The sequence below is a fragment of the Sphingomonas pruni NBRC 15498 genome (assembly GCF_001598455.1).
In the GTDB taxonomy this organism is placed as follows: domain Bacteria; phylum Pseudomonadota; class Alphaproteobacteria; order Sphingomonadales; family Sphingomonadaceae; genus Sphingomonas; species Sphingomonas pruni.
Map to the genome: position 1 here is coordinate 1 of NZ_BCYZ01000110.1, position 9,496 is coordinate 9,496.

6 protein-coding genes are annotated in these 9,496 nt (G+C 64.6%); all 6 read left to right on the plus strand.

Annotation, left to right across the window (positions count from 1 at the left end; genetic code table 11):
- Positions 1-190: 190 nt before the first annotated feature.
- The 6 genes from SPR01S_RS20060 (at position 191) to SPR01S_RS20085 (ending at position 9,389) form a co-directional block, all read left to right on the plus strand.
- A complete protein-coding gene (locus SPR01S_RS20060) occupies positions 191-2,329 on the plus strand; it encodes an acylase (RefSeq protein WP_245662140.1) in 2,139 nt (712 codons plus the stop codon).
- A 70-nt stretch (positions 2,330-2,399) separates the two neighbouring features.
- Positions 2,400-5,246: a M16 family metallopeptidase gene (locus SPR01S_RS20065; protein WP_066593331.1), complete on the plus strand. Its 2,847-nt coding sequence runs from the start codon at positions 2,400-2,402 to the stop codon at positions 5,244-5,246.
- 21 nt (positions 5,247-5,267) lie between these two features.
- Positions 5,268-5,567 (plus strand): hypothetical protein, encoded by a 300-nt coding sequence (locus SPR01S_RS20070; RefSeq protein WP_066593333.1) that lies wholly within the window; start codon positions 5,268-5,270, stop codon positions 5,565-5,567.
- Between the two features lie 291 nt (positions 5,568-5,858).
- Complete coding sequence (locus SPR01S_RS20075; RefSeq protein ID WP_066593335.1) at positions 5,859-6,227, plus strand: hypothetical protein; 369 nt, start codon at positions 5,859-5,861, stop codon at positions 6,225-6,227.
- A 209-nt stretch (positions 6,228-6,436) separates the two neighbouring features.
- Positions 6,437-7,348: an LAPAL motif-containing putative phage structural protein gene (locus SPR01S_RS20080; RefSeq protein ID WP_066593337.1), complete on the plus strand. Its 912-nt coding sequence runs from the start codon at positions 6,437-6,439 to the stop codon at positions 7,346-7,348.
- 145 nt (positions 7,349-7,493) lie between these two features.
- Positions 7,494-9,389, plus strand: a complete 1,896-nt coding sequence (locus tag SPR01S_RS20085; RefSeq protein WP_066593339.1) for a CocE/NonD family hydrolase — start codon at positions 7,494-7,496, stop codon at positions 9,387-9,389.
- Positions 9,390-9,496: the final 107 nt, after the last annotated feature.

Sequence of the window (9,496 nt, forward strand, 5' to 3'; positions counted from 1 at the left end):
ACGCAGTCGGCGGAAGGGTGAGGGGGAGTCACAGGCGACGCCGCTCCCGACTCCCCCTCATCCTTCCCACTCGCTCCGCGAGCGGGCCCCTTCCTTCTCCCACAAGGGGAGAAGGAGTCATCGCCCCCGTGACAAACCCAAGCACTTCGACCACACCTGACCGCACAACACCGGCGGGGAGCGCGGGATTTTGAGGATACTGAAACGGATCGGCCTGGGTCTGGCCGTGCTGCTGGTGCTGGTCGCGATCGGCCTGGCGAGCTGGGAGCCGCTGACCGCGGTGCGCGCCGAGGCGCCGCCGGCGCATCGTTACGACACGGTGATCGCGCGGGACAGGTTCGGGGTGCCGCACATCTTCGGCGCGACCGATCCTGACGTCGCCTATGGCATCGCCTATGCCCATGCCGAGGACGATTTCGGCACCTTGCAGGAAGTGGTCGCGATGGCGCGCGGGCGGCTGGGCGCGCTCGACGGCGCCGACGGAGCGAAGACCGATTACGTGCTTCACCTGCTCCATGCGCGCGAGACGGTCGACCGCGATTACATGAAGCAGCCGGCCGATGTCCGGTTGCTGCTCGACGGCTATGCCTCGGGACTCAATGCTTATGCCGCGCGGCATCCGGACGAGGTCAAGATGTCGCGGCTGTTCCCGGTCAACGGCCAGGATATTGCCACCGGCTTCGTCATGCGCTCGCCCTTCTTCTTCGGTCTCGACGCGACGTTGGGCGCACTCGCCGGCGACACGCCGCTGCCGCGCGAAAATGCCGGGCCGGCGCCCGATGCGCCCGACGTCACCCCGGTCGGGCCGGACGGCCGCGAGAACGGATCCAACGCGTTCGTCGTCGCGCCCAAGCGATCGTCGGACGGCTTCACGCGGCTCGTTGCCAATTCGCACCAGCCGTGGCGCGGCGCGGTCGCCTGGTACGAACTCGTCGTCCATTCGAAGACTGGCTGGAATTTCGCCGGGGCGATGTTCCCCGGATCGCCCTATCCTTTGCTCGGGCACAATGAGACATTGGGCTGGACCAATACGGTCAACCGGCCTGACCTGATCGATACCTACAAGCTCGTGCTCGACGGCGACGGCACGCATTACCGTTTTGACGGGCAATGGCGCCCGCTCGAGAAGGAGACCGTCTGGCTGCCGGTCAAATTGTGGGGACCGTTCGTGCTCCCCGTGCCGCGCAGCGTCTATCGCGCGGTGCAGGGGCCGGTGATCGAGGCCAAATCGGGCGCCTATGCACTGCGTTATGGCGGCGCCGACCAACTCAAGATGGTCGAGCAATATTACCGGCTGACGCGGGCCAGGACGTTCGACCAATGGCAGCGCGCAATGGCGATCCAGGGCGTGCCGGCAACCAATTTCCTCTACGCCGACGCCGCCGGCAATATCGCCTATTTCTACAATGCGACCTTCCCCAACCGAAAGCCGGGCTACGATTATTCGAAGGTCCTGCCCGGCGACACGTCCGCCGACTATGCGCCGGGCACCCTTCCGTGGTCGATGGTGCCGCGCAACGTGAACCCGCGATCGGGCTTTCTGGTCAACGCCAATTCGACGCCGTTCCTGTCGGCGGGCGCGGGGTCTGAGATGAACCCGGCCGACTGGTCGCCATTGCTCGGGATCGAAACCGACACGACCAATCGCGACAACCGCGCGCTCGAGCTGATGAGCGCCAACCCGGCGATAAGCCAGGCCGATCTCGAGCGCATCAAGTTCGACACGGGGGTCAGCCATCGCGGGATGACCGCCAAATGGTTCGCCGACCTGATCGCCGCCGACCCGCGCGGCGACCGCCAGGTGGCCGCCGCCCAGGCGCTGCTCCGGCAATGGGACTGGAACCTCGACGGCAAGGGACCGGCAGACGCGCTGGCCTGCCTGATGATGAAGAGCTGGCAGAAATGGCATTACAATCGCCAACCCGAGGCCGATCCGCGCGCCACCTTGGTCGAGGCGACCGGCTATCTCCAGCGCGTCTTCGGCCGCCTGGACCCGCCGCTCGGCACGATGCTGCGGCTACGCCAGGGCAAGGTCGATCTGCCGCTCGACGGCGGGCCCGAAGTCCTGCGCGCCGCGGCCAATTGGGACGAGGCGCCCGACGGGCGGCTGGCGGTCAAGCATGGCGACAGCTTCGTGATGTTCGTCCAATGGGACAAAGCCGGCCGCGTGTCGTCGCGATCGATCCAGCCGTTCGGCGCCGCGACGACGCGGCCGGATTCTCCGCACTATACCGACCAGTCGGCCTTGTTCGTCGCGCATAAATTGAAACCAGTCTGGTTCTATCCGCGTGATCTCAAAGGAAATATCGAGCGTCTTTACCGCCCGTGACTTGCCAGTGTTGCGAAGCTGACTTAGCCTCGCGTCGTTCGACTTCCTTTCCGATCGACCAGGGGCATTCATGACCATCAAGCTTTTCGCGCTGTCCGGCGTCGCGTTGCTCGCGATCGCCGTTCCCGACCTTGCCGTTGCTCAAGCCAAGCCGGCAGCGACCAAGCCCACTGCGGCGCCGGCCGCCGCGCCGGTCAGCGTGCTGGCCAAATCGGTCGATATCCCCTTCACCCAGTTCACGCTCAAGAACGGGTTGCGGGTCATCGTCCATACCGACCGCAAAGCGCCGATCGTCGCCGTCAGCGTGTGGTACGATGTCGGATCCAAGATGGAGCCGGCCGGCAAGACCGGCTTCGCCCATCTGTTCGAGCATCTGATGTTCAACGGCAGCGAGAATGCGCCGGGCGACTTCTTCGTGCCCCTCAAGAATGTAGGCGCGACCGATTTCAACGGCACCACCTATTTCGACCGCACCAATTATTTCGAGACGGTACCGACGCCCGCGCTCGATCGCGCGCTGTTCCTCGAAAGCGACCGCATGGGCTATCTGACCGGCGCGATCACCCAGGCGGTGCTCGACGAGCAGCGCGGCGTCGTCCAGAACGAGAAGCGTCAGGGCGACAACGAGCCTTATGGATTGGTCGAATATCGCCAGCTCTCCGGCCTGTTCCCGAAAGGGCATCCCTACGAACATTCGACGATCGGCTCGATGGCCGATCTCGACGGTGCCAGCCTCGCCGACGTGAAGAGCTGGTTCAAGGATCATTACGGTCCGAACAATGCCGTTTTGGTGCTGGCGGGCGACATCGACGCCGCGACCGCGAAGCCGTTGGTCGAGAAATATTTCGGCGGAATCCCGGCGGGTCCCGAGACGAAGCAGCCGAATGCGCCCGTGCCGACATTGCCGAGCACGAAGATCGAGACGATGAAGGATCGCGTCGCCACCACCCGCATCACGCGGTCCTGGGCGGTGCCGGGGCTCAACGATCCCGACAGCGTCGGTCTCGACGTGGCCGCCGGCGTGCTGGGCGGCGGCGCCAGCTCGCGGCTCTACGACACCTTGGTGCGCAAGGAACGGCTGGCGGTCCGGGTCAGCGCCGACAATCAGAGCTTCAGCCAGGTCGGCATTTTCGAGCTCAGCGTCGATGTGCGCCCGGGTGTAGATGCGGCCACCGTCACCAAGCGGCTCGATGCGGTCGTCGCCGACTTTCTGGCCACCGGTCCGACGACCGACGAGTTGCAGCGATACCAGGTGCGCAGCATCGCCGGCCGCGTGAAGGGACTGGAAGCGGTCGGCGGGTTCGGCGGCAAGGCGGTCGCCCTGGCCGAGGGCGCGCTGTATTCGAACGATCCCGCGCATTACAAAAAGGAGATGGCGGAGCTCGCCGCCGAGACGCCGGCCAAGGTCAAGGCGGTCGCCGACAAATGGCTCAGCCGGCCGGTCTATGGGCTCGACATCGTTCCCGGCCCGCGTGACGCTTATGAGGAAGCGGCGGCGTCCAAGCCGGTCGCGGTCAAGGCGGCCGACGAGCTCGCCGCCAAGGGATCGCGCGGCGCGATGCCCGATGTCGGATCGATCGCCAATCTGACCTTCCCCAAGGTCGAGCGTGCCAAGCTCGCGAACGGCGTGACGGTGATCTATGCGCAGCGCACGGCGACGCCCGTCACGCGCATCATGGTCAGCTTCGACGCGGGCACCGCGGCCGACGCGCCGACTGCGCTGGGAACGCAACAGCTCACCCTGTCGGCGATGAGTGCCGGGACGACGAGCCTCAACTCGCTCGATTACGCCAAGGCGCAGGAGCGGCTGGGCGCCAGCATCGGCGCGGGCATCGACAGCGACACGACTTCGTTCGCGATCGACATGCCTAGCCCGAACCTGAAGCCCGGCGTGGCGCTGTTCGCCGATGTACTGCGCAATCCCGCTTTCGCCCCGGCCGAGATCGATCGGCTGAGGAACCAGCAGCTTGCCGGGATCGCGTCGGAACTGACCAATGCCAATGCGCTGGCCAGCCGCGCGATGGCGCCGCTGATCTACGGCCCGGCCTCGCCTTATGCGAAGGCGTTCGGCGGCGGCGACGCGACGGCGGTGGCCAAGCTGACCCGGAACGACCTGATCGCGTTTCGCCAGGCGTGGCTGCGGCCCGACCGCGCGACCATCTTCGTGGTCAGCGACCGGCCGCTGGCCGAGGTGACGGCGGCGCTCGACGCCGACCTGGGCGATTGGACGATGGCCGGCGCTGCGGGCGTCAAGGGGGACGTGGTCAAGGCCGTGGCGGCTGCCCCCAAGATCGTGCTGGTCGACCGGCCCGATTCGCCGCAATCGGTGATCTATGGCGCGATCCCGACCGGACTGGTGGGGACCGACGAACTGCTCCCGGTCAATACCGCCAATGACGGTTTGGGCGGCGGCTTTCTTGGCCGGATCAATATGGACCTGCGAGAGGACAAACACTGGTCGTACGGTGCCAGCGGCCGGTTCTTCCGCGCCGAGGGAGCGACTCCGTACATGATCTCGGCGGGCGTGCAGGCAGACCGTACCGGCGATGCGATCGTCGCGGCGATGGGCGATGTCACGTCCTTCGTCGGCGACAAGCCTATGACGCAGGAGGAGTTCGATCGCGCGATCACCGGCGCGATTCGCTCGCTGCCCGGCAGCTTCGAGACGTCGAGAGCGGTGATGGGGGCGATGGTTTCGAACGTTCTCTACAAACGCCCCGACGATTATTATGCGACGATCGCCGACAAGTATCGCGCGCTGACTTTGCCCCAACTCCGTAGCGTCATCGGCCAGGCGATCGACCCCAAGAAGGTGGTCTGGGTCGTGGTCGGCGATGCCAAGACGGTTAGGCCCCAGCTTGACAAGGTCGGGCTGCCTGTCGAGGTCGTGCCTGCGGCGTCGCTCGGCGCGCGCTGAGGAATTCACAGGAGAGAGACGATGGCAGTCGATGGCGTGTACGAGACGGTCGTGAAGTCGCCGATGGGCGACCAGAAGGCGACGCTGACGGTGAAGTCGGACGGCACCAGCTGGACCGGCACCCAGGCGGGCGCGATGGGCACCGCGGAGATCACCGACGGCGTGGTCGACGGCAACACGATCAAATGGTCGATGAACATCACCGTGCCGATGCCGATGACCCTGACGAACGAAGCGACGGTCGACGGCGACACGATCACCGGAACGGTCACCGCCGGCGCATTCGGCAGCTTCCCGCTGACGGGTACGCGCGTAGGCTAACGCAGTTAGCCCACGGTCCGCGCAGCGGACGCGGACCGGCGGCCGGCGCGGCATCGCCGCGACCGACGGCGCGGAATTCGCTTCCGCGCCGCTGCCTGAATAAAAGGCCCGTCTCCCGGTCGGAGGCGGGTCTTTTATTGTTTAGCCGTCAGCTGGCTGCCGTTGTGCGGCTAGACACGCGCCAGACCGCGCGCCTCGCGCGACGAGCGGCGCGCGCTTTATCGCAATTGGTTTGCCGGTCTGCCCAACGCGTTGATATTTCTTAACCCGTGCGTGGGAGGGAATAATGTCATGAAGATTAGCCCGTTGCTCTGCGGGGCCATCGTCGCCGCGATGGTGCCGGCCGCCGCCTTGGCCGACGATCCGCGCGATCCGGCGATGCGCAACGCCGAGGCTCGGGCGCGCGATAGCGCGAAGACGCGCGCGCTCAACCGCCAGGAGAATGCGCGGGTGCTCAAGCGCGGCGTGACCTGGCGGGTGGTGCGTGGCGGCGGTCGCGATGAGACCGCCGACGGTGACTATGCCGCCGCTGCGCAGGATCATGAGCAAGATATGGCGGACTACCGCCGCAGCCGAGCGCGGTACGAGCGGGAGATGGCTGAATGGCGCCGTGCCGTGGCCGAGTGCGATGCCGGTAACTACGCCGCCTGCGACAATTGATATCCAGCAGCGAGCCGTAGGTGTTAGGCCGCTTGGTTTCGCATGACGCTTTTGGCGGTGGGCGGTGGTCGATCTAAACGGGGCAACACGCGCACTATTTAAGGCCCTCGACCGCAGACGGTAGGTTCAGGACGCGGTGTTACCGTTTGCATCGGCGACATCGGGCTGGCATCACTCGGCCCACCAGGTGGCTGGTACGAGAGGACGGCATGGCCACGTTGGACCTAACCACAGTTCGCGACAAAGACGGGTTCGTGGTCTACTTCGGCGGCCAGCCCAATGAGGTGGATACCTACACTTTCGCCAATGCGCTGGTCGCGCTCTCCGATGCATTCCAAGAAATAAATAACCAGGTGAACCCTGGCTATTCCTTAGAACTTCGGCTCGAGGCAGTTGGCGAGGGCAGCTTCAAAGCTCGCATTCGCGAGATACCCAAGACACTCAAGAGTGCGCTCAAGTTCGCTGATAACCGGATTATCTGGCCGATCCTGGTGGCGTGGCTCTATACCCACGTCATCGACCCCGAAAAAACCGTTATCACTGTCAAGACGGATGAGGTGGTGATCGAGAAGGGTAGCGATCGAGTTGTCGTGCCCCGCGAGGCTTACAACCAAGCCAAGGCACTACCGCGGGAAAGGGTAGGGCGCCATGTCGCGCGTGCGATTGAGGCAGTTGAAGCCGACGCCAATGTCACCAGTCTGGGCATTTATAAGGGCATGCATGGCGGAGAGCCGCCTGCAATCCTGATCCCCCGCGATGAGTTCGCAATCGTACGGAACAACGCCGAAGGCGAAGGCGATGATGACCGCAAGCGCACGCAGACCGTGGATGCCGTGCTCGGCATTATCAAAGCGGTATTTGCGCGAGGGGACCGCAAATGGGACTTTGTGTGGAACGGGGTTAAGATCGGCGCCACTATTGGCGACCCCGTATTCGTCGCTGACGTTATGGCCCGCCGATACCGCATCGGGGCTGGTGACTCGATCGACGCTACGATGGAAATCGAGCAAGAGTACGACCAAGCTGCCGGCGTGTGGCTTAATGTAGGCTATCGCATCGCCCACGTAAAAAAATTCATTCCTGGCACCTCCGGTCAGGACCGGTTGCAGCTTGGCGATTGAGCGCCGGTTTGTCCGAGCTTTGGTGTGCGAGGTCATGCCTTCAATTGGGCACCGGTCCCCTGCATAGCCGCCACCCACCGCAAATCAGAAGTTGCACGCGAAATGACTCCGGCCCACCATCGCTTCGACGGCGAGGGGAAGAAGCATGAGCTTGCGGTTGGCAATGGCGATAGGGTTGGCGGCGCTCGCCGCGTCGGGCGGAACGGCGCAGACTTATGACGACCGGCCGGCAAAGGCCGTGCCGGCCAATTACGGCTTCAATTACGAGCGTCGCGTGGTCGAAATCCCGATGCGCGACGGGACCAAGCTCCACACCGTCATCCTCACGCCCAAGGGCGCGAGTGACGCCCCGATCCTGCTCACCCGCACGCCGTACAATGCCGATGCGCTGACCACCAACCGCAAGAGCGGCGATCTCGGCACTGCGCTCTATGGCTATGATAATACCACCGACGTGATCGTCGACGGTGGCTATATCCGCGTGATCCAGGACATTCGCGGCAAATACGGGTCGGGCGGCACCTTCGTGATGAACCGCGCGCTGGTCGGCACGGCGGAAAATCCGACCAAGGTCGACGACGCGACCGATTGCTACGACACGATCGACTGGCTGGTGAAGAACCTGAAGGCGTCGAACGGCAAGGTCGGCATCCTGGGCATCAGCTATGACGGCTACGAGCCGCTCGCCGCGCTGGTGAACCCGCACCCGGCGCTCAAGGTGTCGGTGCCGATGAACCCGATGGTCGACGGCTGGATGGGTGACGACTGGTTTCACAACGGCGCGTTCCGCCAGATGAACATGGATTACATCTGGGAACAGGAGGCGACCCGCGACAACAGCGCGCCCTGGATCAGCTCGAGCGACGACATCTATGATTTTTACATGCGCGCGGGGTCGGCGGGCGAACTCGGCAAAAGGATGGGGCTCGACCAGATCGGCTTCTGGAAGAGCATCCTGGCGCACCCCGCTTATGACAAGTTCTGGCAGGATCGCGCGATGGACACGTATCTCGCCAAATTGCCGCTCAAGGTGCCAGTGATGCTGGTCCATTCGCTATGGGATCAGGAGGACAGTTACGGCGCGCTCGCGACCTATCGCGCGCTCGAACCCAAGGATGCCAATAACGACATGGTCTATCTGTCGATGGGGCCGTGGCACCATGGGCAGGAGATCGAGGATGCCGACACGCTCGGTCAGATGCGCTGGGGGCAGGATACCGGAACCTGGTGGCGAAAGAACGTGCTGGCGCCGTTCCTCGACCATTATCTCAAGGGCACGCCGATGGACGTCGCGCCGGTCACCGCGTTCGAAAGCGGGAGCAACGAATGGCGCCGCTTTCAGTCCTGGCCGAAGGATGATGGGCAGGGCGAACGGCTGTACCTGAAGCCAGGCGCCACGTTGGGTTTCGATGCTGCATCAAGTGGCGAGGAGACCGCCGATTACGTCTCCGATCCCGCGCATCCGGTGTTGTTTCGCAATCGTCCGGTCCAGGCGGTGGGCTATGACAACAATCCCTGGCCGAATTGGCTCGCCGACGATCAGCGCGCGGTGTCGAGCCGGCCCGACGTGCTGACCTTCACCAGCGGCGTGCTGACCCAGCCGCTCAAGATTTCGGGACGGCCGATGGTCAAGCTGACCGCTTCGACCAGCGGCACCGACAGCGACTGGGTGATCAAACTGATCGACGTCTGGCCCGACCAGGTGCCGGGACGGCCCGGGTTCGGCGGCTATCAGTTCGCGGTCGGCATGGACATCTTTCGCGGCCGCTATCGCGAGAGCTTCTCCGAGCCCAAGGCGCTGACGCCCAACGCGCCGCTCCAATACAGCTTTGCGCTCCCCGCGGCGAACCACGTGTTCCTGCCCGGTCACCGCATCATGGTGCAGGTCCAATCGAGCTGGTTCCCGCTCTACGACCGCAATCCGCAGACGTTCGTGCCGAACATCTTCTTCGCCAAGCCGACGGATTACGTGAAGGCGACGCAGCGGGTTTGGGTTTCGGGGCCGAGCGAAAGCTACATCGCGCTGCCGGTGGTGAAGTAGGACTACCCCAATTCCTCCCCGGAACGGGGAGGGGGACCGCCGCCGAAGGCGGTGGTGGAGGGGGCCCTCCTTTGGTAGCCATCTGGCTTGTTGCTTGTTGGTCGCGG

Bases quoted from the DNA above. Each gene is read 5' to 3' on its own strand.
- SPR01S_RS20065 (WP_066593331.1), top strand. From the start codon at position 2,400: ATGACCATCAAGCTTTTCGCGCTGTCCGGCGTCGCGTTGCTCGCGATC.
- SPR01S_RS20070 (WP_066593333.1), top strand. From the start codon at position 5,268: ATGGCAGTCGATGGCGTGTACGAGACGGTCGTGAAGTCGCCGATGGGC.
- SPR01S_RS20075 (WP_066593335.1), top strand. From the start codon at position 5,859: ATGAAGATTAGCCCGTTGCTCTGCGGGGCCATCGTCGCCGCGATGGTG.
- SPR01S_RS20080 (WP_066593337.1), top strand. From the start codon at position 6,437: ATGGCCACGTTGGACCTAACCACAGTTCGCGACAAAGACGGGTTCGTG.
- SPR01S_RS20085 (WP_066593339.1), top strand. From the start codon at position 7,494: ATGAGCTTGCGGTTGGCAATGGCGATAGGGTTGGCGGCGCTCGCCGCG.